Annotated in this window: 24 protein-coding genes, 3 tRNA genes and 1 pseudogene; 9 read left to right on the forward strand and 19 right to left on the reverse strand. The window is 64.0% G+C overall.

The features are described 5' to 3' along the window. Nucleotides 1–43 precede the first annotated feature (43 nt). The gene (locus tag CFE42_RS02955; RefSeq protein WP_004626136.1) at nt 44–457 is read left to right on the forward strand and encodes a hypothetical protein; all 414 of its coding nucleotides are present in this window, start codon (nt 44–46) and stop codon (nt 455–457) included. A gap of 57 nt (nt 458–514) precedes the next feature. On the opposite strand, the gene ftsB is transcribed toward CFE42_RS02955, so the two are convergent. The 14 genes from ftsB to CFE42_RS03025 form a co-directional block, all read right to left on the reverse strand. Next, the gene (ftsB, locus tag CFE42_RS02960; protein ID WP_012435260.1) at nt 515–850 is read right to left on the reverse strand and encodes a cell division protein FtsB; all 336 of its coding nucleotides are present in this window, start codon (nt 848–850) and stop codon (nt 515–517) included. Between the two features lie 91 nt (nt 851–941). Continuing rightward, complete coding sequence (eno, locus tag CFE42_RS02965) at nt 942–2,225, reverse strand: phosphopyruvate hydratase (RefSeq protein ID WP_004626133.1); 1,284 nt, start codon at nt 2,223–2,225, stop codon at nt 942–944. Nucleotides 2,226–2,279: 54 nt separating this feature from the next. After that, a complete protein-coding gene (locus CFE42_RS02970) occupies nt 2,280–2,570 on the reverse strand; it encodes a DUF1330 domain-containing protein (RefSeq protein ID WP_004626130.1) in 291 nt (96 codons plus the stop codon). Nucleotides 2,571–2,662: 92 nt separating this feature from the next. Then, nucleotides 2,663–3,517: a 3-deoxy-8-phosphooctulonate synthase gene (gene kdsA / locus CFE42_RS02975; RefSeq protein ID WP_004626127.1), complete on the reverse strand. Its 855-nt coding sequence runs from the start codon at nt 3,515–3,517 to the stop codon at nt 2,663–2,665. 21 nt (nt 3,518–3,538) lie between these two features. Further along, nucleotides 3,539–5,200 (reverse strand): CTP synthase, encoded by a 1,662-nt coding sequence (locus CFE42_RS02980; RefSeq protein ID WP_004626125.1) that lies wholly within the window; start codon nt 5,198–5,200, stop codon nt 3,539–3,541. Nucleotides 5,201–5,291: 91 nt separating this feature from the next. Beyond that, on the reverse strand, nt 5,292–6,113 hold the full coding sequence (locus tag CFE42_RS02985) for an alpha/beta hydrolase (protein WP_004626124.1): 822 nt from the start codon (nt 6,111–6,113) through the stop codon (nt 5,292–5,294). A gap of 17 nt (nt 6,114–6,130) precedes the next feature. Beyond that, a complete protein-coding gene (locus CFE42_RS02990) occupies nt 6,131–7,033 on the reverse strand; it encodes a proteasome-type protease (protein ID WP_004626122.1) in 903 nt (300 codons plus the stop codon). An 82-nt stretch (nt 7,034–7,115) separates the two neighbouring features. Continuing rightward, nucleotides 7,116–7,961: a transglutaminase family protein gene (locus CFE42_RS02995; RefSeq protein WP_004626120.1), complete on the reverse strand. Its 846-nt coding sequence runs from the start codon at nt 7,959–7,961 to the stop codon at nt 7,116–7,118. Nucleotides 7,962–8,019: 58 nt separating this feature from the next. Then, nucleotides 8,020–8,970 carry an alpha-E domain-containing protein gene (locus CFE42_RS03000; RefSeq protein WP_004626118.1) on the reverse strand — a complete coding sequence of 317 codons (951 nt, stop codon included), beginning with the start codon at nt 8,968–8,970 and terminating at the stop codon, nt 8,020–8,022. A gap of 74 nt (nt 8,971–9,044) precedes the next feature. Further along, nucleotides 9,045–10,529: a circularly permuted type 2 ATP-grasp protein gene (locus CFE42_RS03005; protein WP_004626115.1), complete on the reverse strand. Its 1,485-nt coding sequence runs from the start codon at nt 10,527–10,529 to the stop codon at nt 9,045–9,047. Nucleotides 10,530–10,634: 105 nt separating this feature from the next. Further along, nucleotides 10,635–13,157: a DNA internalization-related competence protein ComEC/Rec2 gene (locus CFE42_RS03010; protein ID WP_004626113.1), complete on the reverse strand. Its 2,523-nt coding sequence runs from the start codon at nt 13,155–13,157 to the stop codon at nt 10,635–10,637. A 9-nt stretch (nt 13,158–13,166) separates the two neighbouring features. Beyond that, a complete protein-coding gene (locus CFE42_RS03015) occupies nt 13,167–13,979 on the reverse strand; it encodes a TatD family hydrolase (RefSeq protein ID WP_004626111.1) in 813 nt (270 codons plus the stop codon). A gap of 84 nt (nt 13,980–14,063) precedes the next feature. Further along, nucleotides 14,064–14,792, reverse strand: a complete 729-nt coding sequence (gene lolD, locus CFE42_RS03020; protein ID WP_004626109.1) for a lipoprotein-releasing ABC transporter ATP-binding protein LolD — start codon at nt 14,790–14,792, stop codon at nt 14,064–14,066. Further along, nucleotides 14,785–16,035, reverse strand: coding sequence for a lipoprotein-releasing ABC transporter permease subunit (locus CFE42_RS03025; protein ID WP_012435253.1), 1,251 nt, complete (start codon nt 16,033–16,035; stop codon nt 14,785–14,787). Before CFE42_RS03025 ends, lolD begins: the two co-directional genes overlap by 8 nt. A 71-nt stretch (nt 16,036–16,106) precedes the next feature. Here CFE42_RS03025 and CFE42_RS03030 point away from each other — a divergent pair, with 71 nt between their 5' ends. The 5 genes from CFE42_RS03030 (at nt 16,107) to CFE42_RS03050 (ending at nt 19,758) form a co-directional block, all read left to right on the forward strand. Continuing rightward, on the forward strand, nt 16,107–17,186 hold the full coding sequence (locus CFE42_RS03030; RefSeq protein ID WP_037043382.1) for a hypothetical protein: 1,080 nt from the start codon (nt 16,107–16,109) through the stop codon (nt 17,184–17,186). Between the two features lie 12 nt (nt 17,187–17,198). Further along, on the forward strand, nt 17,199–18,893 hold the full coding sequence (gene recJ / locus CFE42_RS03035; protein ID WP_004626102.1) for a single-stranded-DNA-specific exonuclease RecJ: 1,695 nt from the start codon (nt 17,199–17,201) through the stop codon (nt 18,891–18,893). 178 nt (nt 18,894–19,071) lie between these two features. Then, complete coding sequence (gene fdxA, locus CFE42_RS03040; protein WP_004626101.1) at nt 19,072–19,401, forward strand: ferredoxin FdxA; 330 nt, start codon at nt 19,072–19,074, stop codon at nt 19,399–19,401. 111 nt (nt 19,402–19,512) lie between these two features. After that, a tRNA-Asn gene (locus CFE42_RS03045) sits at nt 19,513–19,588 on the forward strand. Nucleotides 19,589–19,667: 79 nt separating this feature from the next. Next, nucleotides 19,668–19,758, forward strand: a tRNA-Leu gene (locus tag CFE42_RS03050). Between the two features lie 40 nt (nt 19,759–19,798). Here the strand turns inward: CFE42_RS03050 and CFE42_RS03055 are convergent. Both CFE42_RS03055 and CFE42_RS03060 read right to left on the reverse strand, forming a co-directional pair. Next, nucleotides 19,799–20,533 carry a thioredoxin family protein gene (locus tag CFE42_RS03055; RefSeq protein WP_004636609.1) on the reverse strand — a complete coding sequence of 245 codons (735 nt, stop codon included), beginning with the start codon at nt 20,531–20,533 and terminating at the stop codon, nt 19,799–19,801. A gap of 147 nt (nt 20,534–20,680) precedes the next feature. Continuing rightward, nucleotides 20,681–21,784, reverse strand: a complete 1,104-nt coding sequence (locus CFE42_RS03060; RefSeq protein WP_004636606.1) for a YeiH family protein — start codon at nt 21,782–21,784, stop codon at nt 20,681–20,683. Between the two features lie 92 nt (nt 21,785–21,876). Here CFE42_RS03060 and CFE42_RS03065 point away from each other — a divergent pair, with 92 nt between their 5' ends. Together CFE42_RS03065 and CFE42_RS03070 are read left to right on the forward strand one after the other, a co-directional pair. Then, the gene (locus tag CFE42_RS03065; protein ID WP_004636604.1) at nt 21,877–22,812 is read left to right on the forward strand and encodes a LysR family transcriptional regulator; all 936 of its coding nucleotides are present in this window, start codon (nt 21,877–21,879) and stop codon (nt 22,810–22,812) included. 29 nt (nt 22,813–22,841) lie between these two features. Then, a tRNA-Lys gene (locus CFE42_RS03070) sits at nt 22,842–22,917 on the forward strand. 38 nt (nt 22,918–22,955) lie between these two features. Here the strand turns inward: CFE42_RS03070 and CFE42_RS03075 are convergent. Further along, nucleotides 22,956–23,171 (reverse strand): 2-hydroxycarboxylate transporter family protein, encoded by a 216-nt coding sequence (locus CFE42_RS03075; RefSeq protein ID WP_152458866.1) that lies wholly within the window; start codon nt 23,169–23,171, stop codon nt 22,956–22,958. Nucleotides 23,172–23,557: 386 nt separating this feature from the next. Here CFE42_RS03075 and CFE42_RS03080 point away from each other — a divergent pair. Next, a pseudogene (locus CFE42_RS03080) lies at nt 23,558–24,031 on the forward strand (LysR substrate-binding domain-containing protein). A gap of 14 nt (nt 24,032–24,045) precedes the next feature. On the opposite strand, the gene CFE42_RS03085 reads toward CFE42_RS03080, so the two are convergent. Both CFE42_RS03085 and CFE42_RS03090 read right to left on the reverse strand, forming a co-directional pair. After that, a complete protein-coding gene (locus CFE42_RS03085; protein ID WP_004636598.1) occupies nt 24,046–24,981 on the reverse strand; it encodes an aldose 1-epimerase in 936 nt (311 codons plus the stop codon). Further along, nucleotides 24,981–26,171, reverse strand: coding sequence for a porin (locus CFE42_RS03090; RefSeq protein WP_037045014.1), 1,191 nt, complete (start codon nt 26,169–26,171; stop codon nt 24,981–24,983). The genes CFE42_RS03085 and CFE42_RS03090 overlap by 1 nt, the downstream gene beginning before the upstream one ends.

The following is a 26,171-nucleotide window of genomic DNA, read 5'->3' on the forward strand; positions in this document are numbered from 1 at the left end:
AAATCGCCAGCCCCCTCATCTGCCGCTTGCTGCGGAGCGCACCATGTCCAAGCTCACTTCTTCGTCCTTGCGATCGTTGAATTTCTCTCGTGCTGGCGCGCTGGCGTTGCCGATCGGGGCCGCGCTGCTGGCGTCAGCCTGTGTTGCCGTGCCGCGTGGACCGGGAGGCACGCCCTACACCGCCCGGCTACCGGACAATACGCAGGCTGCGGCACCGGCGCCGTTGTCGGCGGAAGACCGCAAAAAGCTGGATGCGCTGAATGCCAAGGCACTGCGCGAATCGGATCAAGCCATCAGACGCGATGCCGAGGCGCATGCCTATGCTGCGGCCCCGTATTACGCACCGTACCCGTACTACGGAGGCTATTCGGTGTATTACGGCAGCGGATGGCGCCACCGGGGCGGCTGGGGCGTCAGCTACGGTGCACCCGTGTGGGGCTATCCGTACTACTGGTAAAACCCGGAAATTGTCGTCAAGGCGAGCGCGTCTGCTGGACGCGTTCGCATGGCGGGCTCAGTGATGCGCCTGCTGACCCGCCGGAGGGGGCGGCGGTAGCGGAGTCTCGCTGGTTTTCGGGGCCGGGGCGACAAATTGCACGAAGCCTTCGTCGTCCTTCACCATCCCGAGCTCATAGCGCGCGCGCTCTTCAATGGCGCCCGTGCCTTCCTTCAGATCCTTCACTTCACCTTCGAGCTTGGTGTTGCGCTGCTTCAGTTCAGCGTTGCGCTGATTCTGTGCCGTCACCTGCTTTTGCATGTCCCACACGCGCAACCAACCACCCTTGCCCAGCCAGAGTGGGTACTGGATGGCAAGCAGTAACAGCAGCAGGAACAGCGTAATCAGGCGCATAGAGACAAGCGTTGGCAGGACTCGGGCCCCAAATGCCATGCGACCGCCAGAGCGGCGGTCGCACAGTCATGCAGGGCAAAACTGCGAGGAATTATCGCAGGTTATAGAACGCCGACTTGCCCGGGTAGCTGGCGATATCACCGAGGTCTTCTTCGATGCGCAGCAGTTGGTTGTACTTGGCCATGCGGTCCGAGCGCGACAGCGAGCCGGTCTTGATCTGGCCAGCGTTCGTGCCAACGGCGATGTCGGCGATCGTGCTGTCTTCGGTTTCGCCCGAACGGTGCGAGATGACGGCGGTGTAGCCAGCGCGCTTGGCCATCTCGATGGCCGCGAACGTCTCGGTCAGCGTACCGATCTGATTGATCTTGATGAGGATCGAGTTGGCGATGCCCTTCTCGATGCCTTCCTTCAGGATCTTCGTGTTGGTGACGAACAAGTCGTCGCCCACCAGTTGCACCTTCTTGCCGAGCTTATCGGTCAGTGCCTTCCAGCCCGCCCAGTCGCTCTCGTGCATGCCGTCTTCAATCGACACGATGGGGAACTTGTCAGCCAGGTTCGCCAGGTAGTTGGCAAAGTCTTCCGACGACAGTTGGAGGCCTTCGCCTTCGAGGTGGTACTTGCCGTCCTTGTAGAACTCGGAAGCTGCGCAGTCGAGCGCCAGCAGCACGTCTTCGCCTGCCTTGTAGCCAGCCTGCTCGATGGCCGACAGGATGGTGTTCAGGCATTCTTCGTTGCTGGCGAAGTTCGGTGCGAAGCCACCTTCATCGCCTACGGCCGTGCTCATACCCTTGTCAGCCAGGATCTTCTTCAGCGCGTGAAAGATCTCTGCACCGCAGCGCAGGGCTTCACGGAAGCTCGACTGGCCAACCGGCATCACCATGAATTCCTGGATGTCCAGGCTGTTGTTGGCGTGTGCACCGCCGTTGACGATGTTCATCATCGGCACCGGCATCTGCATCGCGCCCGAACCGCCGAAGTAGCGGTACAGCGGCAGGCCGGCTTCTTCAGCGGCAGCCTTGGCAACCGCCATCGACACCGCCAGCATGGCGTTCGCGCCCAGGCGGCTCTTGTTCTCGGTACCGTCCAGATCGATCAGGGTACGGTCCAGGAAAGCCTGTTCCGACGCGTCCAGGCCCATGATGGCCTCGGAGATTTCGGTGTTGATGTGCTCGACGGCCTTGAGCACGCCCTTGCCCAGGTAGCGCGACTTGTCGCCGTCACGCAGTTCGATGGCTTCGCGCGAGCCGGTGGATGCGCCCGACGGCACCGCGGCACGGCCCATCACGCCCGATTCCAACAGCACGTCGCATTCGACGGTGGGGTTGCCGCGCGAGTCCAGCACTTCGCGACCGATGATATCTACGATGGCACTCATGAAAATCCCTCTTGGTGTCTTAAAGCAGGTAACGCTACGAGATCGACAGGCAGGTTAAATGCCTTCGACCACGATCATGTTCATGTTGGCAGCGTTGGCGCGCGCATTGCGCGCAGCGCGATATTCCTCGCTGTTGTAGAACGTCTTGGCGGCATCGTAGCTCGGGAACTTGAGCACAACGATGCGGGTAGGGTTCCACTCGCCTTCCAGTGGCTCGGTCTTGCCGCCGCGCACCAGCGGCTCGGCGCCGTGCGCTTGCATGGCCTTGGTCGACAGCGTCTTGTATTGCTCGTACTGCACGGGGTCTGTCACGTCCACGTACGCGAGGATGTAGCCAGCGGCCATGTGTCTCTCTCCGGATGCCGAAACGAAAACTGAACTGGGCTGAACCGAAAACGACAGCGGCGGCTGGTAGAGCCGCCGGTCATCGGGGGAAATCAGTCGAACTGATTTTCCAGGAAACCGCTGCGCTTGGTGAGCGCATCCAGTTCTTTCAGTACTGACAGCAAGTCTTTCATGCGCCGCAGCGGCACAGCATTCGGGCCATCTGATTTTGCGCATGCGGGATCGGGGTGCGTTTCCATGAAGACACCTGCAACCCCCACAGCGATCGCGGCACGAGCCAGCACCGGCACGAACTCCCGCTGGCCGCCCGAACTGGTGCCCTGGCCGCCCGGCAATTGCACCGAATGCGTGGCGTCGAACACCACCGGCGCCCCCGTCTCGCGCATGATCGCCAGCGAGCGCATGTCCGACACCAGGTTGTTGTAACCGAACGAGGCGCCGCGCTCGCAGGCCATGAAGTTGTCTTCCGGCAGACCGGCATCGCGGGCAGCGTGACGCGCCTTGTCGATGACATTCTTCATGTCGTGCGGTGCGAGGAACTGGCCCTTCTTGATGTTGACGGGCTTGCCGCTCTGCGCGCAGGCGCGGATGAAATCGGTCTGGCGGCACAGGAACGCCGGCGTCTGGAGCACGTCCACGACTTCGGCCACCGGCTTGATCTCGTCGATCTCGTGGATGTCGGTCAGCACCGGCACGCCCACCTGGCGACGGACCTCCGACAGAATGCGCAGCCCCTCTTCCATGCCCAGACCGCGGAACGAAGCGTCCGACGAGCGGTTCGCCTTGTCGAACGACGACTTGTAGATGAACGGAATGCCCAACGCACCCGTGATCTCCTTGAGCGTACCGGCGGTGTCGATCGCCATCTGCTCGGATTCGATCACGCAGGTGCCGGCAATCAGGAAGAACGGTTTGTCGAGGCCGACTTCGAAATCGCAGAGTTTCATGATGTTCCCGTGTGCCGGCGCTCAGGCGGCAGCGCGTTGCGTGTTCTGCTGATGTGCCAGCGCGGCTTCCACGTAGGCTTTGAACAGCGGGTGGCCGTCACGCGGCGTCGAGGTGAATTCCGGGTGGAACTGCACGCCGACGAACCACGGGTGCATCGACGCCGGCAGTTCCATCATTTCCGGCAGGTTTTCCGACGGCGTACGCGCGGAGATGATCATCCCGGCCTTTTCAAGCTGCGGCACGTAGTGGTTGTTCACCTCGTAGCGGTGACGATGGCGTTCGTTGACTTCCGCGCCGTAGATCGCCGCTGCCTTGGTACCCGATTGCACCGGCACGCGCTGCGAGCCCAGGCGCATGGTGCCGCCCAGGTCGGAGTCGGCCGAGCGCTTTTCGACGCGGCCATCGCGATCCAGCCATTCGGTGATGAGCGCGACCACCGGATGCTCGGTCTCGACGTTGAATTCCGTGCTGTTGGCGTCCTTCATGCCGGCCAGATGGCGTGCAAACTCGATCACGGCCAACTGCATCCCCAGGCAGATGCCCAGGTACGGCACACCCTTTTCACGAGCGTATTGGATTGCGCGAATCTTGCCTTCCGTACCACGCTTGCCAAAGCCGCCCGGCACCAGAATCGCATCCAGCGTATCCAGCACCTGCGTATGGCCCGATTCCAGTTCTTCGGAATCGATGTACTCGATATTGACGCGCGTCGAAGTGTGCAGGCCGGCGTGGCGCAGCGCTTCGATCAGAGACTTGTACGACTCGGTCAGGTCAACGTACTTGCCGACCATGCCGATGGTGATCTCGTGCTGCGGGTTTTCCAGCGTGTGCACCATATGCGCCCACACCGACAGGTCCGCCGGCGGAGCTTCGATGCGCAGCTCTTCGCAGATGATGCGATCCAGCCCCTGCTCGTTGAGCATCTGCGGGATCTTGTAAATGGTGTCGACATCCCACACCGAGATCACCGCGTCCTGCGGCATGTTGGCGAAGAGCGAAATCTTCGCACGCTCATCGTCGGGAATCGGGCGGTCAGCGCGGCACAGCAGCGCGGTCGGCTGGACACCGATTTCGCGCAGCTTCTGCACCGAATGCTGGGTCGGCTTGGTCTTCAGTTCGCCGGCGCTGGCGATGAACGGCACCAGCGTCAGATGCGCGAACGCCACCTGGTTGCGACCCAGGCGCAGGCTCATCTGGCGTGCGGCCTCGAGGAACGGCAGCGATTCGATATCGCCCACCGTACCGCCGATTTCCACGATTGCCACATCGGCCTTACCGTCGTGCGATGCCGCAGCACCGCGCTCGATGAACGCCTGGATTTCGTTGGTGATATGGGGAATGACTTGCACCGTCTTGCCGAGATACTCGCCGCGACGCTCCTTGCGGATCACGGATTCGTAGATCTGGCCGGTGGTGAAGTTGTTCGCCTTGCGCATCTTGGCCGAGACGAAACGCTCGTAGTGGCCAAGATCGAGGTCGGTTTCTGCGCCGTCCTCGGTCACAAACACTTCGCCGTGCTGGAACGGGCTCATGGTGCCCGGGTCGACGTTGATGTAGGGATCGAGTTTGAGGAGGGTGACTTTGAGACCGCGCGACTCAAGAATGGCCGCGAGCGAGGCGGCGGCGATGCCCTTGCCGAGTGAGGACACTACGCCACCGGTAACGAATACGAACTTGGTCATGACCTAGCTTGCCGGGGAAAGCCGGATTATAGCAAAGGTCCCCTCTCCGATCCGTGACAGAACGGTGGAAATTGCCCCATCGCGGTCTTGCCTATGCGGCGTGCCGCATGGAGCCTGCGTTGGCGCGCATTTCGTGGATCAACTCGCGGATCAACCCGGCCGTTTCCAGCGGCTTTTCCATCGGATAGAGGTGGCTGCCCTCGATCCAGCGCAGCCTGCTGCCGACGATGCGCCGGGTGGCGCCCAGTCCGACCTGCCGAATCTCGCGCGAGCGGGTGCCTGCCACGAAACTGACCGGAAACGCCGTGCCGCCCGCAACCTTTCGCCCCATGTTGGTCGGCAAGGTCCGGTAGATCTGGTATTCGATTTCGCGAGAGAAACGCAGTGTGCGCTCATGGTCACGGCCGGTGGGCTCTGTACCATGCTCGACATAGTCGCGCAGCACGTCTTCGTCCCAACGGTCGAACTTGCGCTTGGCCTTGAAGTGGCTCCAGACGGAGTCGAGATCAGGCCACAGGTGGCGCCGGTTCTTCGTTGCTGCGGCAGGTGATTGGCTCTCATCAATGTCCAGCCACTGCGCAACGCGCAGCAGCTTGGCGCGCCACCCCGCAATGATCGGTGAATCAAGCATCACGACGCCGCGCACGCGCTCGGGCCGACGAAGTGCCGCCATCAAGCTCAAAAAACCGCCCAGCGAGTGCCCTACTAGCCAGACCGGCTCGGGCTGCGCGTCGATTTCCGCAAGCAGCTCTTTCACCAGGCCAGGCCACGAACGTGTGACGGGGAAACGTGGATCGTGCCCAAAGCGCTCCACCGCGCGGATGTCGAATTCGTCACCCAGCACGCCCAGCATCTTGCGATACGTCCCGACGGGAAAGCCGTTGGCATGCGAAAAGAGCATCACATCGCGCATCGCAGATCCTGTGCCGTTCAGTGCGACTTCTGCGATCCGCCAGCCACGCGCTGGAGGGTCGAAACCTGTTCCAACGCGGGGCCGGGCGCACGGTCCGGCGCCGCTGGCGCGTCGGCGGCAGGCGGCGCAATGCGTACGGGCTCAACCTCTGCGGAGGGATGTCCCTCGCGGCGCAGCGGATACGACGGCGAAGTGCCGGTTTCCCAATCCGGATCGTCGATTTCGGCAAACACCTGGCGCAGCCGCTTACCCCATGTGCCGCGAATCATCGTGAAATATGGGTTCTCTTCATCAATGGCGACAAAGCGCGTCACATGCAGCGAGTCGGCCTCGTAGACCAGCAGATCCAGCGGCAAGCCCACCGAAATATTGGACTTCAGCGTCGAATCCATCGAGATGAGCGCGCATTTTGCGGCTTCATCCAGCGGCAGCCCGGGGCTGACCACGCGATCGATGATCGGCTTGCCGTACTTGGCTTCGCCAATCTGGAAATAGCAGTTCTCGGGCGTCGCTTCAATGAAGTTTCCCGCCGCGTAGACGTTGAACAGGCGCGGCCGCTCTGCGCCGATCTGCCCGCCAAAGATGATGCTGACATTGAAGTCGATCTTGGCCTTGGCCAATGCCGCGGCGTCGCGGTCATAAACGTCTCGTACGGCCTCGCCCACGATCGTGGCCGCCTCGAACATGTCACGCGCCGTCCACAGCGAGCGCGGCTTGCCGCGCGCTTCGGTCAGCACCTGGCGCACCGCCTGGCTGATGGCGAGATTGCCGGCCGTCAGCAGCACCATGACGCGATCGCCTTCGCGCTCGAAGACGGTCATCTTGCGGAACGTGGAAATAGCGTCCACGCCCGCGTTGGTACGGGAGTCAGACAGGAACACAAGGCCTGCGTCCAGGCGCATGGCGACGCAATAAGTCATGGGCGAAACAACAAACGGAAACGGTGGTTGAGGGCATTCTAGCGCGGCGATCAGAACCCATCCGCGCGCTTGGAAGAGATGCTCAATTCACTTGCGCAGCCTCGGCGGGCAGCGGCTCGATGGAGATGCTGACATCCAGCGTCTCAGCACCCCCGCCCTGCCGCACGCCGCGAACCGGCGCAGCCGACTGGTAATCACGCCCGACCGCCAACCGGATATGGCGCGCATCGGTAAAGCATTGGTGGGTGACGTCGATGCTGCACCACGTGTGGGATTCAGCATCGAGGCAGACGTCGGCCCAGGCATGACTGGCAAGGTCTTCCTCGCCCACGGCTTGGAAATAGCCGCTGACATAGCGCGCCGGCACGCCCAGTGCCCGGCAGCACGCGACCATCACCTGCGCCTGGTCCTGGCATACGCCCGTGCCCAGGCCAAACGCCTCCGCAGCGGCCGTGCCGACGTGAGTGGTGTTCGGCTTGTAGCGCACACGCGTGGCAATGGCTTGCGCCAGGCGCACGGCAGATTCTGCGTCGCCGTGCACCAGTGCATGCTCGCGCGCAAAGTCGATCATCTCGGCGGGCGCGGAAGTCAGCGGCGTGGCGCTCAGAAAATACAGCGGCGAAACGCGATAGCGCCCCTGCTCGCGTGCTTCGACAAACCGTTGGCTGCCAGGCGAGCCCGCAGGAAACGCTTCGACAATGCCGCGCGCGTCGATGATGACGTCTTCCGTACGGTTGCCGAGAGTGAAGTGGTGGACGATGTTGCCGAAACCGTCGGTGGCGCGCGTGAGGTTGCCAGGCGCGTGGATCTGCCAGCTCTCCACCTGCTGCAGCTCGCCGCTGCGAGGCGTCAGCCGCAGCTCATGCACGCTGTGGCGCAGCGGCTCGGCATAACGGTAGACCGTCGTATGTCGAATTTGGTATTTCACGATGACACGGGCGCCGCCCGAAAGCGGCGCCCCGATGTATGCACAATGCCCTGCAGGGTCATGCGACCTCGAGCGGCACCAGGAAATCCTGGCTGATGCCGTTGCCCAGGTCGCCGATCCGCTCCAGGAAGTTGGTCAGCCAGGCATGCAGGCCGACCGAAAAGATATCTTCGATGCGGGCGTACCGCAGGTCGGCGTGCAGTTTACCAGCGCGACGCTCCGTCTCCGCCGATTGACTGTTGCGCACGGTCGAAAGAATCGCAACCACCTCGTCCATGCTGGCCAGCAGCGAACGCGGCATGTCGCTGCGCAGGATCAGCAGTTCCGCCACGCGCGTCGGCGTGATGACGTTGCGATAGATCTTGCGATAAACCTCGAAACCCGACACGGAGCGCAGCGTGGCGGCCCAGTGGTAGAAGTCGCCCTGCTCTGCGGCGGCTTCATCGCGTGTGGGCGTGGACTGGAACTTCACGTCCAGCAGCCGCGCAGTGTTGTCGGCGCGTTCCAGAAACGTGCCCAGCCGCATGAAGTGGAACGCGTCGTCCGTCAGCATGGTGCCGACCTGCACGCCGCGCGACAGATGCGAGCGGAACTTCACCCACTCAAAGAACTGCGACGGATCCTCGCGCAGCATGCCTTCGGCAATCAGGCGCTGCACGTCGAGCCACGTGGTGTTGATGGTTTCCCACACTTCCGTTGTGAGGGAGCCGCGCACGGCGCGGGCGTTCTCACGCGCGCCGCGCAGGCAGCTCATGATCGACGACGGGTTGGTCATGTCGCGCACCATGAAGTCAATCACGTCGTCGCGCGAAAGCAAGCCATAGCGGTCGGCAAAAACCTGCGTGAGTTCGGATATATCGAGCATCGCCCACCAGCCCTGCTCCGCCACTTCCGCCGATTGCGGCATCAGCGAGGTCTGGTAGTTCACGTCGAGCATGCGGGCGGTGTTCTCGGCGCGTTCGGTGTAGCGCGCCATCCAGAAAAGGTGGTCTGCGGTGCGGCTGAGCATGGCGTTCCCTTCTACGTATCCGATATGCGGTGGATCGATCAATCGATTGCCAGGTTGCGTCGCTGCGCGTGCGTTCAGCGCTCCAGCACCCACGTGTCCTTCGTTCCCCCGCCCTGCGACGAGTTGACCACCAGCGAGCCGGCCCGCAACGCCACGCGTGTGAGGCCGCCCGGCACCATGCGCACGTCCTTGCCGGAGAGCACGAACGGCCGAAGATCGATATGGCGCGGCGCGATACCGGCTTCCACATACGTGGGGCAAGTCGACAGCGCCAAGGTGGGCTGGGCGATGTATTTATCAGGGCGCGCCTTCACCACCTCACGGAAAGCGGCAATCTCTTCCTGCGTGGCAGCCGGACCGACCAGCATGCCGTAGCCGCCTGCCCCGTGCGTCTCCTTGACCACCAGTTCGCCCATGTGGTCCAGGACGTATTGCAGGTCATCTGGACGGCGGCACATGTATGTCGGCACGTTATTCAGGATCGGCTCCTCGCCCAGGTAGAAACGGATCATGTCCGGCACATACGGATAGATCGACTTGTCGTCTGCCACGCCGGTGCCGATGGCATTACAGATCGTCACGTTGCCCGCGCGATAGACCGACAGCAGCCCCGCTGCGCCGAGCGAAGAATCCGGGCGGAACACCAGCGGGTCGAGGAAGTCGTCGTCCACACGGCGGTAAATGACATCGATGCGCTGCGGACCCTGCGTCGTGCGCATGTAGAGGTGGTCGTCCTGCACGAACAGATCGTGGCCCTCCACCAGCTCGACGCCCATTTGCTGTGCCAGGAACGCGTGCTCGAAATATGCCGAGTTGTACATGCCCGGCGTGAGCACCACCACGGTGGGGTCCGCAATGTTCTGCGGCGACACGCTGCGCAGCATGTCGAGCAGCATGTCGGGGTAATGCGCAACCGGCGCCACACGATTGCGTGCGAACAACTCCGGAAACAGCCGCATCATCATCTTGCGGTTTTCCAGCATATACGACACACCCGAGGGCACGCGCAGGTTGTCTTCCAGCACGTAGAACTCGCCCTCGCCGGCCCGCACGATATCGATGCCAGCCACGTGCGCGTAGATGTCGCGCGGCACGTTGACGCCCAGCATGTCCGGGCGGTATTGAGCGTTGTTGTAGATCTGATCGGGCGGTATGACGCCCGCGCGCAGGATGTTCTGCTCGTGGTAGATGTCGTGCAGGAAGCGGTTCAGCGCATCAACGCGCTGCCGCAGGCCGCGCTCGAGCGTGGCCCATTCGCTTGCGGGGAAGATGCGCGGAATGATGTCGAACGGGATCGTGCGTTCGGTGCCGCTGTTCGATTCGTCCTTGTCGCCGTACACGGCAAAGGTGATGCCGACCCGGCGGAAGATCAGGTCTGCCTCGGCGCGCTTGTTCTGCAGCGTCGAGGCGGATTGCGCGCCCAGCCATTCGGCGAAACGTCCGTAGTGGCCGCGAACCTCGCCCTGCTGGACGAGCGCTGCCGGGGCCGGTTCGGCGGCATGGGGGTTGCGGTCCCCGTCATGCCAGCTGAGCATTTCATCGTAGAACCGGACTGCCATGCTTTCCTCCCCTGACGGCGCCGCGCGATGTACGCGGCACGCGGTTTTTATAGCACAGCGGTTTTGACCGCCACAATGGGGCCAACCCGTTGTGCCACCAAGTTTTCACGGCTGGGCGTCGAAGGCGCCGGTGGCCGTTGCCAGGGGTTCCACTTCCTGTGCGGAAGACCAGTACCGCGGCCGCATTTTGCGCGCGGTCTGGATGTCCAGCACATCGCCGTCGGTCTGAATGACGACGGCACCGGTCTTGTCCGTGCGCAACCCGTCGATGTCGCGCGCAACGTAGCGCTGCCAAATCTGCGGATGCGGATGTCCGTACCGATTGCGGTAGCCGACCTGGAAAACCGCCACTTGCGGAGAAACCGCGTCCAAGAACGCGCCGCTGGAGCTTGTCTTGCTGCCGTGATGAGGCACAAGCAAGATGTCTGCCATCAGTCGCTCAGGCGTTTCTGCGTCGATCAGCGCGCTTTCCTGGGCGGCTTCGATATCGCCGGTCAGCAAGGCGGCGTGGCGGCCATTGGCGATACGCAGCACACAACTGCGGGCGTTGCTGGACACGCGCTCGCTTTCAGCCGGCAAACGCCGCGGGTGCAGCACCTCAAAGACAACGCCGTCCCACGTCCATGCTTGCCCAGCCAAACAATCGGCAAAACCGATGTTGTTGGCATCGGCCGTGCCGCGCAGGGCGTGCCCCGGAGGCAAAGACGCCAACATGGTGCGCACCGGCACCGCGCCGATCACCGTTTCGGTGCCACCGGCGTGGTCGTTGTCTTCGTGGCTGACGGCAAGCGTGTCGAGCGCTTCCACGCCATGTGCTCGCAGATAGGGAGCGATGACGCGGGCGGCGGCATCCGCATGGTCGCCGTAGCGCGGACCGGTGTCGAACAGCAGGCGATGGTTGGCCGTTTCAACCAAGGCCGCAGCGCCCTGGCCGATGTCGAACGCGACGAGCCGGAATTCGCCAGGCGATGGCAATGGCTCGCGCGCCAGGACCAACGGCAAGAGGAGCAAGGCGCCCTGAGCGCGCCACGCCCATGCGCGCAAGCCACCCGGCACCAGCAATAGCGCCACTGCAACCATCGACAGCAACACTGCCCACATGGGCCCAACCGGCGCAACCCACACAGACCAGCGCGGCGTCGCCAGCCATTCAAGCCAAACGACCAGCCACCGGAAGCTCGCTTCGGCCAACATCAGCACTGGCTGCGCCAGCGGGTCCGGGAGGGCCGCGCCGATCAGCGCCATCGGTGTCGTCACGAAACTTACCGCGGGAATCGCCAGCCCATTCGCCGCAGCAGAGACGACCGACGTCTGCTGGAACAGCAGCAAGGTCAAAGGCAACAACCCGAATGTGACCGCGAACTGAATCCGCGTACCGCCAGCGAGCGCACGGCGCGTGCGTTCGACCCAGCCATCTGGGTTGTCACTGCGATGGCCATCGAGCGCCATCTGCGCGGCGATGAAGATGATCGCCACCGCGCCGAACGACAGCCAGAACCCCGCCGACATGACGGCCCACGGGTCCACCACCGCCACCACGGCCGCCGCCCAGCACAGCGACAGGCTGGCGGGCACATTCCGATCGGTCAGCCGGGCGATGGCTACGGTGGAGAGCATCAGCAGCGTGCGCTGCGCCGGCACGCCCATCCCGGCGAGCAGGCAGTAGGCGAACGCAGCCAGCATGGCCGCGATGGCGCCTGCGCGCGGGGCCGGCATGCGCAGCGGCAACGGCGTACGCAGCCAGCGCGCCAGCCAGAACGAGCGACGCCACAGCGCCATCCACAACGCTGCAAACAGCCCGGCGATCATCGTGATGTGCAGCCCCGAAATGCTGACGAGGTGGCTGATGCCGGTGCGGCGGAACAGGTCCCAGTCGTCGGGAGCGATGCCGCTCTGGTCGCCCACCACCAGGGCGACAATGACAGCCGCGTAGCGCCCATCGGGCAGGGCATCGAGGATGTGGCGCCGCACGCTGGCACGCCAGCGCTCCACGCCAATTCCGAAACCGGTGCTCGCCTCGCCAAGCGCGATGTTCTGCGCGCGCTTGCCTGTACGCACATAGCCGACGGCCCGGATGTTGTCCGCCAGCATCGCGTATTCGCCATCGAAGCCGCCGGGGTTGGTCAGGCTGTGCGGGCGCTTTAGGCGCAGCGTCAGTTGCCAGCGTTGGCCGGGCTGCAGATCGGGGATGCCAGCGCGTCGGTCCGGCTTCGCATCTTCCTCGCCCACGTTGCCCCACGTGCGTGGGCCATACCAGGACAGGCGCACGCGGGGTGGCACGGCATCACCCGCATTGCTGGATTCGATGTGGAAGAGAAAACGGGTGGCGTCATCGCCGAGCTGCGGCAACTCGGCCACCACGCCGGTCGCGATGATGTCCTTGCCTTCCCACGCAGGGCTAAGCGCCACGGCCATGCGCTGCTGCGCGCGCCAATCACTCCAGCCAAAGCCTGCCGCAACGGCGGCGGCGACCAGCAACACGTGAAACAGCGTTGGCCGACGCCGCGAGACCGCCGCCAGCAATAGACAGAGCACCAGCACGCCAAGCGGCAGCCACACCGGCAGCAGCGTCGCCTGCATCTGCAATGCCACGCAGCCGGCAACAAAGCCGATCAACCCGAGACGCATGTGCGGGCGTCAGGCTTGCAGGAGCGCTTCCAGGCGGGGAATGGCGTCGATGCTGTTGCGGCGCGCCTGGTCGGCCAGCGCCTCAATGGAGATGCCGCGCAGTTGCGCCATCGCATCGGCAATGCGCGCGACTTCCGTGGGTACATTGCGCACACCGCCCTGCTCCCCGAATTGATCATCGGCCAGCCAGGCTGGCGCGAGGTCAGGCGCGTCGGTTTCCAGCACGATCGACTCGATCGGCAATTCCTGCGCCAGCCGACGCACGCGATTGGCGCGCGAAAAGGTAAAGACGCCGCCAAACCCCAGCTTGAAACCGGAATCGACAAAGCGATGCGCCTGTTCCGGGCTGCCGTTGAACGCATGCGCAATGCCGCGTACACCCGCCTTGGCCGCGGCGCTCTGTACCTGATCTTGCGACTTGCGCACGTGCATCAGCACAGGCAGGTCGAATTCGCGAGCGATGCGCAGTTGCGCACGGAACACGGCGTTCTGCCGTTCAATGTCGTAGTTGGGAATGAAGAAATCGAGGCCGATCTCGCCGACCGCCACAAAGCGCGGGTCGTCCATTGACGCGGCGACTTGGCGGCGCAGCTCGAGGAGGTCCTCTTCACTGGCCTGCGCGGCGTAGATCGGATGGATGCCCAGCGCATAACTGCAACCGGCATGCCGATGTGCCAGCGCCCGCACCGCGTCGAAATTCCAGCGTGCCACCGCCGGCACGACGATGTGGTTGACACCCGCTGCATGCGCCTGCGCGACGACCGCATCGCGGTCGGCATCAAAGTCGCTGGCATCGAGGTGGCAATGGGTATCGATCCACATGGTCGGTTCAGCATTGGGGAAAGCGGCAACCTACCGGAAAGCGCGGCCTTGTGGAATCCGCCTTTTCCGATCATGCCGGCCGGCTTAGCGCTCCTGGTGCAGATGGCCGTCCCGCAGGCGGAAGATGCGGTCGCAGCGGCCGGCCAGTTCGATATCGTGCGTGACGATGACAAAGCTCGTGCCCAGCGTGCGCGTGAGTTCCAGCATCAGGTCAAACACTTCACCAGCGGTGTGATCGTCAAGGTTGCCGGTAGGCTCGTCAGCCAGCACGCAAGCCGGAGACCCGACCAGCGCGCGCGCAATCGCCACGCGCTGACGCTCGCCGCCGGACAGCTCACCCGGACGGTGTGCCGTGCGCGGGCCCAGACCCACGCGTTCGAGCATCGCCTGTGCGGTGTGGCGCGCTTGCGCTTCCTCCACGCCCCGGATACGCAGCGGCATCGCGACGTTGTCCAGTGCGGTGAACTCCGGCAGCAGATGGTGGAACTGATAGACAAAGCCCAGCGCCTGGTTGCGCAACGTGTTGCGCTCGCGCTCTTTCATGGCGGTGAAGGGCTTGCCGAGCAGAGAGACGCGGCCCGATGTCGGCTCATCCAGCCCGCCCAGCACATGCAGCAGCGTGCTCTTGCCCGAACCGGAGGCGCCGACGATGGCGACCTTCTCGCCCACGCCGATGCGGATATCCACGCCCTTGAGCACGTCGACGTTCAACCCGCCCTGGCGGAACGACTTGGACAGCCCTTCGGCTTGCACCACCCCACCCTGCGGCGCCGCGGCCGGCGCTTCCATGGAAGTCATGACCGCCTCACTCATAGCGCAGTGCCTCCGCCGGGTTCACGCGCGAGGCGTGCCAGCTTGGATACAGCGTCGCCACCGACGCGAGGATGAAGGAAATGACGCCAATGGTCGCAATGTCGTTCACGCGGGGGTCCGAGGGCAGTTCGCTGATGAAATAGATGTCACGCGGCAGGAATTGCACGTGGAAAAGGCGCTCGATGAAAGGGACGATCACGTCGATGTTGTAAGCGATGAGCGTGCCGAAGCCGACCCCCAGCAATGTGCCGATGAACCCGATCGCAACGCCCTGCACGATGAAGATCTTCATGATCGACGCGGGTTGTGCGCCCATGGTGCGCAGGATGGCGATGTCGGCCTGCTTGTCCGTCACCGTCATCACCAGCGTTGACACCAGGTTGAACGCGGCCACGGCGATGATCAGCGTGAGGATGATGAACATCATCTTCTTCTCGGTCTTCACGGCGGCAAACCAGTTGCGGTTCTGGCGCGACCAATCTCGGATGTACAGCTCGCCGGACAACGTGCGCGACAGCGCTTCGGCCACCTGCGGGGCGCGGTCCATGTCGACCAGCTTCAGACGCACGCCGGTCGGGCCATCGAGGCGGAACAGTCGTTCGGCGTCTTCCATGTTGACGAGTGCGAGGGAGCTGTCGAACTCGTAGTGACCCGACTCGAAGATGCCCGTCACCGTGAACTGCTTCAGGCGCGGCAACACGCCCGCCGGCGTGATGGTGCCCTGCGGCGCCACCAGCGTGACCTTGTCTCCCTGATGCACGCCCAGGCCGTTGGCCAGCTGGCTGCCCAGGGCGATGCCGAATTCGCCGGGTTTCAGATCGTCGATCGAGCCCGATTTGAAATCCTTGGCAATGTCCGACACCTTCGGCTCGTCCGCCGGCGACACCCCGCGCAGCAGCACGCCGCGCACCGCCTCGTCGCGCGTGATCATGGCCTGTGCGCCCACGTAGGGCGCCGCGCCGATGACTTCCTTGTTCTGCATCGCCTCATTGGCGGTACGCTGCCAGTCCGGCAGGCTGTTCGGCGCCATCACTTCGATATGCGCCAGCACCGAGAGCATGCGGTCTCGCACTTCCTTCTGGAAGCCGTTCATGACCGAAAGCACGATGATCAGCGCCGCCACCCCCAGCGCAATGCCGAGCATGGAGATGAGCGAAATGAAAGAGATGAAGCTGTTGCGGCTGGCGCGCTTGCTTGCGCGCGTATACCGCCAGCCGATCTGCCATTCGTATGGAAGTTTCAAAGGGGGTTCCCCGTGGGTGTGATTTGTCCGGCTCACTGGCCGACAAGCCGGAAGTTTACAATCTCGGAGCCATGATTCCTGAACTCACCCTGATTGTCCCGTTTTGCGCGCCCGCTGCCGAGGTGGCGGATGACGCTTACCGTCAATTGACCTTGCCGGGCCTGGAAAGGTTGCTCGCGCGTGCGCGCGAAACGGAACGCGAGCGCCACGACGACGCCTACCTGCCCACGCTGCCGCACGAGCGCTGGCTGGCCAAGCATGCCGGGCTACCGATCTCTCCACTGCCGTCGGCGCCATACATGCGCCTGGCGGACGGCGGCACCGCCGACACGCGCACCTGGGCCTGCCTGCAGCCGGTCCACATCCACGCCGCCCGAGACCATCTGGTGATGCTCGACCCGGCCCAGCTGCGCCTGGAAGCCGCCGACGCCGACGCGCTGCGCGCCGCCATCGCCCCCCTGGTTTCTGAGATGGGCATCACGCTCGATGCCACGCACGCCGCGCGCTGGTACGTCGCCGATTCGCCCTTTGGCGAGCTCATTGCCGCCGCGCCGCAGCGCGCCACCGGCCACAACATCGACATCTGGATGCACAAGGGCGAGCAGGAGCGCGCCTGGCGCAAGTTCCAGAACGAGATCCAGATGACGTGGTACGACCACCCCGTCAATCAGACGCGCGAGGCGCGCGGCCTGCTGCCGGTCAACTCGGTCTGGCTATTCGGCCAGGGCGCGCTGGTCGATGCCCGCCCCATTGCCGAGCGCATGATCGGCGCTGATCCGTTCTTCGCCGGCCTGTGTCACGCCGGCAACGCCACCGAACTCTGCGCTGAAACGCTGGCCGCCGTGCCATTCGACGACACGAGCGCCGCCGCGCTGCTGGGCGACGCCGGCAAGCCGTATCTCTCCGCCGACTGGTACGACTGGATCGAAACCCTGCGCGCCTACGATCGCGACTGGTTTGCCCCCGCCGCCGATGCGCTGGCCGACGGCCGCATCGACGCCGTCTCGCTCGTGCTGACCGGCGACTCGCACTACGCACATTACCGCGTCACCCGCCGCGAACTCGCCAATGGCCCGTTCGGCTGGCTGCGCCGCTTCAGTCGCCCGCGCAGCTTGCGCGACGCGCTGTCCCCGCTTTCCATGGCCGCTTGAGCCTGATCCTGCATGACCCGCATCGCTGTCCGCTCACATTCCGCTGACGCCGCCACCACGCTGGCCGGCCACGGCATCCATCCTGTCCTGGCGCGCATCCTCGCTGCCCGGGGCGTCGCCCGGCCAGACGACCTGTCGACCGAGCTGACGGACCTGCTGCCCCCCGCGCAGCTCAAGGGCATTGACGACGCAGCGCGCTACCTGGGCGACGCCATCGCCGCCGGCAAGCGCCTGCTGATCATTGCCGACTACGACTGCGACGGCGCTACCGCCTGCGCCGTGGGCGTACGCGGCTTGCGCATGCTCGGCGCGCAGGTCAGCTACATCGTCCCGAACCGCTTCGAGTACGGCTACGGCCTGTCGCCCGAAATCGTCGCCCTGGCCGCGCGCGAGAAGCCGGACGTGCTGGTCACCGTCGACAACGGCATCGCAGATGTGGCGGGCGTGGCGGCGGCCAACGCGCTGGGCATCGACGTGGTCGTGACGGACCACCACATGCCCGGGGCGCAGTTGCCCGAGGCGCGCGTGATCGTCAATCCGAACCAGCCGGGCTGCGACTTCCCGAGCAAGAACCTGGCGGGCGTGGGCGTGATGTTCTACGTGCTGCTGGCACTGCGGGCGGAATTGCGCAAGCGCGGTGTGTTCACGCCGCAGGATCAGCCACGCCTCGATGCCCTGCTCGACCTGGTGGCACTCGGCACCGTGGCCGACGTGGTCAAGCTCGACGCCAACAACCGCCTGCTGGTCGCGCAGGGCCTCAGGCGCATGCGTGCGGGACGCATGTGCCCGGGCATCGCCGCGCTGTTCCGCGTGGCCGGTCGCGAGGCGCGCCGCGCGTCGACGTTCGACCTCGGCTTCGGCCTCGGCCCGCGCCTGAACGCCGCTGGGCGCTTGGCCGATATGTCGCTCGGCATCGAATGCCTGCTCACCGACGACTACGACCGCGCCATGTCCATCGCCGCCGAACTTGACGGCATGAACCGCGAGCGCCGCGAGATCGAAGCCGGCATGCAGCAGGAAGCGCTCGCCATCCTCGACAGCATGAACGCCATCGATGGCGCCGGCCGCCACACCATCGCGGTCTACAACGAGACGTGGCACCAGGGCGTGATTGGTATCGTCGCGTCGCGCATCAAGGACAAGTTCCACCGCCCGGTGTTCACCTTCGCGCCCGGCGACGACGGCGTCATCAAGGGGTCGGGCCGTTCGATTCCAGGCTTCCACCTGCGCGATGCGCTGGACGCCGTCCACAAGCGCAGCCCCGGGCTGATCGTCAAGTTCGGGGGCCACGCCATGGCAGCGGGGCTCACGCTGCGTGAAGACGGCTTCGAGACATTCGTCGCCACCTTCGAGGCCGTCGGCCGCGAATGGTTGACCGAGGCGCTGCTCTCGCGCGTGCTCGAAACCGATGGCGAAGCCGACCCCGAATGTTTCACGCCGCAGTTCGTCGAGCTGCTCGAAACCCAGGTCTGGGGCCAGGGCTTTCCGGCGCCAAGCTTCTGCGGCGAGTTCGACGTGCTATCGCAGGCGGTGCTGAAAGACAAGCACCTGAAGCTCAAGCTCGGCCGCGGCAAGCAGCATTTCGACGCGATCTGGTTCAACCACGCAGAGCCGCTCGGCGCCTCGGCGTACGTGGCCTACCGGCTCGACAACAACACGTTCAATGGCATCACGCGCGTGCAGATGGTGATCGAGCACGCGCAATAGCGGATTGGACAAACCTTGCGCCAACGCATAAATACATGCCAAAACTGTCTGACGGTGCGAAGATGACGCAGCAATCGGGCACGGCCGGTGCGTTACAATGCGAGATTGCCGGCATGGAAACGCCCAAGCATCCATGACCGCGCGCCCCACGAATTCCTAGCATCAACTTCCAAGCGAAATGACTCACGTCGTTACCGAAAGCTGTGTCCGCTGCAAGTACACCGACTGCGTGGACGTCTGCCCCGTCGACTGCTTCCGCGAAGGCCCGAACTTCCTGACGATTGATCCGGACGAGTGCATCGACTGTGCCGTCTGCGTGGCCGAGTGCCCGGTCAACGCCATCTACGCCGAAGAAGACGTGCCCGCCGATCAGCAGAAGTGGATCGCCATCAATGTCGAGCTTGCACAAGCCGGCTGGCCGTCCATCACCAAGACCAAGCAACCCTTGCCCGACGCCGACGACTGGAAGGACGTGAAGGACAAGGAGCAGTACCTCGACCGCGGCTGAACGCGGTTGAACGAACTTGCCCGGCACACTTTTTGTAGTGCATCGCAAAAAAAGGTATTGACGGGCAGATCGAAAACTAGCTAGAATTCATTTCTTCGCTGTTGCAGCGATTCCCCGATAGCTCAGTCGGTAGAGCGCCGGACTGTTAATCCGTAGGTCCCTGGTTCGAGCCCAGGTCGGGGAGCCAAAATAACAAAACGCCTCGCTTCGTGCGGGGCGTTTTCATTTGTGGCATCAGTGCGTGTATTGTCTGCATCGATCGTCATGCCCGAGTGGTGAAATTGGTAGACACCGCGGACTTAAAATCCGCTGCGCCCTAATCGGCGCGTGCCGGTTCGATCCCGGCCTCGGGCACCAAATCCTCTCTCCGCTTCTTCCCCTCTTCAGCTTGAGTGCCTTACTTAGCGCAGCAGCCGTGCGCCTTCGGTGCGTCTTCATATTCGTCGTGACGGCGCACCCATGACATCGGGCCGTTTTCATTGCGGCCAAGCGGCGCGCGATCGAGCAGCAGCAGCGTGCCAACCATGTCCTCCAAGCCGCGCGCATACGTCGAGTACGTGTGGAAGACATTGCGCGCCTCGTCTTGATAAAACGCGCTCATTCCAGGCAGTTCGTCGTGAGCCTCTTCGCGTGGCGTAGCCGTGTAGTTGTAGTCGACCGACCCGCTTGCGAGTTCGCCTTGCGAGAAACTCACTCGATAGTCGTGATTGAACGTCGAGCCGAACGACGACACCCACGGGAATTGCCAGCCCATGCGCTTCTTGTAGGCCGCGATTTTGTCGATCGGCGCGCGAGATACGGCGACGAACGTCACGTCATGGTGGTTCAGATGCGTGAGCATTCCGCCAATATGGTCGGACAGGAAGGAGCACCCGGGACAGCCCGCGCCCCAGTCGGGGCCGAGCATGAAGTGGTAGACCATCAACTGGCTGCGGCCGTCAAACAGCTCGGCCAGCGTCTTCTTGCCTTCCGGCGAGTCAAATTCGTATTCCGTATCGACCTTGACCCACGGCAGCGCCTGGCGCTCGGCGTTGATGGCGTCGCGCAGATGGATGGCCTCCTTCTCGCGAGCCAGCAGCGCCCTGCGTTTGATGAGCCATTCGTCTCTGGAAACTACGGGATGCGCTTGCATGGTCGCCCCTTGTCTTAGACACAGGACTCCATACTAGGCGGCGTCACGCGAATGAGAAGCCGCGCTGCACAAGTCGCCAACCGGATGCGACTTGCGCGCCATGGAAGAGAATCAGCCGCCTCGGCGCATGTCATTTCAGGTGCCGGATCAGCCCACCAGCCAGCGCACGCCCACATTGATGAGAGCGCCGCCACCCACCAGACCAGCCCACAGCACAGCGGCGCACAGCAGCGGTCGCACACCGGACTTCAGCAGCATCGGCACATGCGTTTGTGTGCCGATGGCAAACATCGCGCAGGCCAGCATGGCGGTGTCGATGGCGTCGATGGGGGCATGCCATGCGGCTGGGATCGCACCAGCGGAATTCAGCAGCGTCACGATCAGCAGGCCCACCGCAAACCAGGGCATCGCCTTCCAGGCATGGCCGGCGGCTTTGCGAAGCGCATTCTCGGGAGACGCCGAAGCGCAAGCCTGACCTTCAGCGGGCGTTGTGCACGCCAGTACCACGAGCAACGGAGCCAGCGCCAGCACACGCACCATCTTGCTGACGACGGCGGCGTTGGTGGCGTCGTCGCCCAACGGACGCGCTGCGGCAATCACCTGCGCGACCTCGTGCACCGTCGAGCCGATGTAGACGCCAAAGTACTCCGGCGCGATGGCCACACCGGCATGCGCAACAAGCGCGTACAGCCACGGATACAGAAAAATGCCGATCGTGCCGAACAGCACCACGCTGGCGATTGCCACGGCGGTTTCGCGCGGCGACGCCTTTACCGCTGGCGCAACGGCCAGCACAGCCGCCGCCCCACACACCGCACTCCCGGCCGCCACCAGGACGGCTTGCGAGCGCGTCAGGCGAAACCAACGCGTGCCGATCCACGTACCGGCCAGTGTCGTCGCGGCCAATACTACCAGCGGAATCACCACGCCCGAAGTACCGAGATCCTGGATCTGCGCCAGCGTCAGCCGCGCGCCGTAGAGAATCACGCCGGCACGCAGCAAAGTATGTCGCGCAAACTGGATCGCCCCCGGCGTCAGCCAACGCTGGTGCCCAGGCACATGGCCCACGGCCATGCCGAGCAGGATGGCAAGCGTCAATGCGCTCAAGCCCAGATGCCCAGCCCACGGCATTGCGCCGAGCGCCACCGCGACGCCCGCGCACCCGAACAGCACCGCCACGCCGGCAAGAGTTCGCCCATCGAACCCCGCTGCCATGCTCTGGGGTGCCAGCTGTTTCTGTGCAATAGTCATCACATTTGCCTTGCTTATTCACTATACGCATAACGATATGCAGTCCGTGATAACATGTAAAACAGGTAATTTTTGTAATTTCAACCACTTTTATGGATAACAAAGCGCCTCGCGTCACACTACGTCAGTGGGCTGTCTTCGCGGCCATCGCGCAGAGTGAGACGACCACCGCTGCCGGCGAAGCTCTTGGCCTGTCGCAATCGGCCGTCAGCGCGGCTCTGGCAGAGCTGGAATCCACGCTGGGGCATCCGCTGTTTGATCGGCACGCACGGCGCCTGCATCTGAATGCGCTGGGCCGGCAACTATTGCCGCAGGCGCAGGCACTGCTTGATCACGCCGATGCGCTGGAACACGCAACCGCCCAGCCGAACGTGCGCCTGAAGCTCGCGGCCAGCAGCACAATCGGCAACTATGTGCTGCCCGCCCTCCTCGCAGGCTTCCGGCACGACATCGCGCCGGACAGCCAGCTCGACGTGCTGATCGGCAACACGCAGGACGTGGTCGATGCCGTGCAACACTTCGAGGTGGACATCGGCCTGATAGAAGGCACCTGCCGCGGCGAGGCACTGGAGATCGAAACGTGGATCGACGATGAGATGGTGATCGTGGCCGCGCCGGGGCACCCGCTCACCCAAGGGACCGAGCCGGTCTCACACGCGGCGCTGCGCGAGGCGGGCTGGCTCATGCGCGAACCCGGCTCCGGCACGCGCGAACTGATCGACAGCCGGATTGCCTCGGTGGTGGGACCGCTGTATGTGGCGCTCGAACTCGGCCACTCCGAGGCCATTCAGCGCACGGTGGCGGCGGGCTACGGCATCAGTTGCCTGTCGCGCCACGTAGTGGCCGACGCGTTGCGAGACGGCCGGCTGGTCGAGGTGAACAGCGGCTTGCCGCGCATCGCGCGGCCCCTGCTCATCGTGCGCCATCGGGACAAGCATCCGACGCACGGGCTCACGCAATTCATCGACATGCTACGCGGCTACAGAGCCGATTCGAAAAAATTCACGCAAAGGACTAGCGCGATCTGAAAAAGGTTGATATAGTCTCGTTTCTTCGCGGGGCGTTAGCTCAGTTGGTAGAGCAGCGGACTCTTAATCCGTAGGTCGAGTGTTCGAGTCACTCACGCCCCACCAGTATTTGAAAGGCCCGACAGGCAACTGTCGGGCCTTTTTCATTTGCGCAATCTGCGGCGCGCTTTCGCTTCAGTGTGTCGAAAAAAAAAAAAACGGCCGACGCTCGTGGCGCCGGCCGATCGCGCGATGTACAGGTACTGCAGGTTGGCCGTCTTCATGGGGGTGGTGAGTGCCTTTAGCATCTCGGGGTCGATCACCTTGTAGCCGACCAGCGCTGACGGCGCGAACAGACGCAGGATGGCCGCGCCGCCAATGCGACTGCTGGAAGGCGTTGATGTCGTCCCAGCGCGCCAGCGTTGCGCCGATCGTGTCGAGTCGGCGCAGGAACATGTGGCGGTGACGTTCGGAAAGCGTGAACGACGCCACCACGCTGCGGCTGCGCACGGTCATCGAATCCACGACGATGGCAATGTGGCTCGTGGCTGCGTCCGACACGTCGGCCAGGATGCGTTCCACAGTCGCCTCGTCGAGCATCACGAGCAGCAGGCCGTTGCATTCGGCTTCGGGCGGCGGCATGTGGCGCCCGCCATTGTGGAATTCGCGCGGCGGTATCCGGAGGTGGAGGTGCTAGCTTGAACTGACCGACCGCTCCGTCAACCTGACCGACAAGGCCTTCGACATCGGCATCTGGTTCGGCACGGTGCCGGATTCACGCATGGTCGCGCGCAAGCTCGTGAGCAATGAGCGCATACTGTGCGCCTCGTCCGATTATCTGAGGCGTGCAGGCATACCGCAGGTGCCGCGCGATCTGCAATCGCATTAGTGCATCGTTCTGCGCGAGAGCGACGCGGCTTACGGCACCTGGTACCTCACGCGCGGCAGTCGACAGGAAACGATCAAGGTGCGCGGCGTGCTCAGCACGAACGACGGCGAAACCGGCGTGCTCTGGGCCCTGGCCGGTTACGGCATCTTGATGCGATCGGAATGGGACGTCCACGAGCACATGCGCGCCGGACGGCTGGTGCTGGTGCTGGCGGACTGGGCGCTGCCTGTGGCAGACATCTTTGCGGTGTACCCGGAACGCGCCAACCTGTCGGCCAAGGTCAGCGCGTTTATCGAATTTCTGACGAAGTGGTTCGGCAAGGAAGCAGCGTGGGCCGAGGCGCGCCGCTAGCGCAGCGTCGCATTTCAGGCCGTTGTTCCGATACGCAGTTGCATGCGCATCGGCAGCGTCTCGCCCGGGGCCAACGCGCGCAGGCCCGTGCCTTCCCATCCTTGTGCCGCCAGGTTGATCGCGTCGGCCACGTGTGAAATGGGCTCCAGGCAGAAATACGGCTGCCCGTGCGGCGCGTGGAGGATGAAGTGGTCGAGCGGGTCATCGGCGCTCAGCGTGAGCACGCCGCCCGCGCGGGACACCACCGCACGTTGCTGCCATTCGCTGTAGTAGACGCTGAGCGCGGCATCGGGCAATGCACGGGCGTGACGAAAATCTTCCCGCGGCGTGATCGGCTCGCGGCGGACGGCAACTTCACCGGCGTCGGTCGGCCACATCGTCGCAGCATCGAACTGCACGCGCGTATCGGCCGTGCGCACGAAGTATGGATGGAAGCCGCCGCCGGCCGGCATGCTGCTGTCGCCATCGTTGCGCAGGGTCATGACGGCTTCCAGACCGGATTCAGTCAGCACCAGCGTTTGCGTGGCGGTGAACGGCCAGGGCCAGTTGTCCACCTCGGGCACATAGCGCAAGCCGAGTTCGATCGACGACGCAGTGAGCTTCTCCACCGTCCAGGCCCGTGCATGCGCCAATCCGTGCATGGCATGCGCTTGGCCCGGATGCGGCGCGAGATGGACTTCCCGGCCGCCCCATTCGAAGCGCCCGTCGCGGATGCGGTTGGAGAACGGAAGCAGCGGATAGCACCCGGCCTTGGGCCATGCCAACCCCTCGAAGCCGTCACGCAGGCAGTCGGCCGACATCGGCGCCAACCAGTCGACACGCCGGCCGCCCTCGCTGGCCGACGCCAGCGAGGCAATGCGGCCGCCTGCCGCCGGCGCGACATCCATCGTCAGCGCGCCGGCCTGCAGCGTATGCACCGGCCCGGGCGCAAGCCAGGTCTGGCTATGCATCAGAACGAATGCCGAATGCCGACCATGCCCACAAACTGGCTGCGTCCGTTCGACGGCGTGCCGTTCTGCGAGTCGCCCACCGAGGCCACGGCGTTGACGACTCCACCCGCCGAGCTCAGCGTCTGCCCGCTCGCCTTCTGATAGGCCTCAACGAAGTAGAGCGCGGTGCGCTTGGAGAACGAGTACAGCTGTTCCATCGAGATCTGGTGATAGCGCGCCGCATTGTCGACCCCATTGCGCTTGTTCTCGGCGGTGTAGCTGTAGCCGGCGGCCAGGGTCAATGCAGGCGTGAGCGCGTATGTGGCAATGGCACCGAACGTGTTGAACGACGCTGTCTGTGCAAACCCCGCCGGCGAACCGGCACCCGGGCGGTACTGCACGTTGGAGTAGTTCAGGCCCATCATCAGCTTGCCCACGGTGTAACGCGCAGCAGTGCCGATGATCTGTGCGGTATCGGCCGTTGCGTAGCCCTTGTTGATGGGCGCGTTGTTGGCGAAGTCGCCGGTGTTGTTCTGGAAGGTCGGGACGTTCTTCAAACGAATGTAGCCAGCCGACCAGGCAAACGCCTGGTAGTCATAACGCATCGCTGCGCTAAAGGCGCTGCCGTTGGACATGCTGCCCGCCTGCTCGCCCATGCCATATTGCAGACCCGCCTGGAGGCCGCCAAACGTGGGCGACGTATAGGTGACCGAATTCGGCACACGCAGCGTGGTGTCCATCGCGTCGATATCGCCCGGGTGCGCACCGACCGCGCCCGTCAGCACATTGGTCGGGCCCAGCGCGGCAACGTACTGGAAGTACGGTGTGTACTGACGGCCCATCGTGAGCTGGCCGTAGTCCTTGTTGGCCAGGCCGACATAGGCCTGTCGGTTAAAGATGGTGTTCGCCTTGCTTTGCGCGCCCGTGTCGGCAGCGAAGCCGTTCTCCAGACGAAACACTGCTGTAGTGCCGCCTCCCAGGTCTTCCGAGCCGAGCAGGCCGAACTTGCTGGCGGCTAGGGCACCGGAATTCATATACGTATTGGAATGCCCGCCCTGGTTGCTCGAATAGGCAATGGCGTTATCGACGACGCCGTACAGCGTGACGGAGCTTTGCGCCGATGCGTGCATCGACACGCCGGCGCACAGCACCGCTGCTGATGCGTAGACCGGGTGGAACGAAAAAGAACGTTTGGCTCGTGTGGTTTTCAT

The sequence above is a fragment of the Ralstonia sp. PBBBR1 genome (assembly GCF_002256165.1).
Lineage (GTDB): Bacteria > Pseudomonadota > Gammaproteobacteria > Burkholderiales > Burkholderiaceae > Ralstonia > Ralstonia thomasii.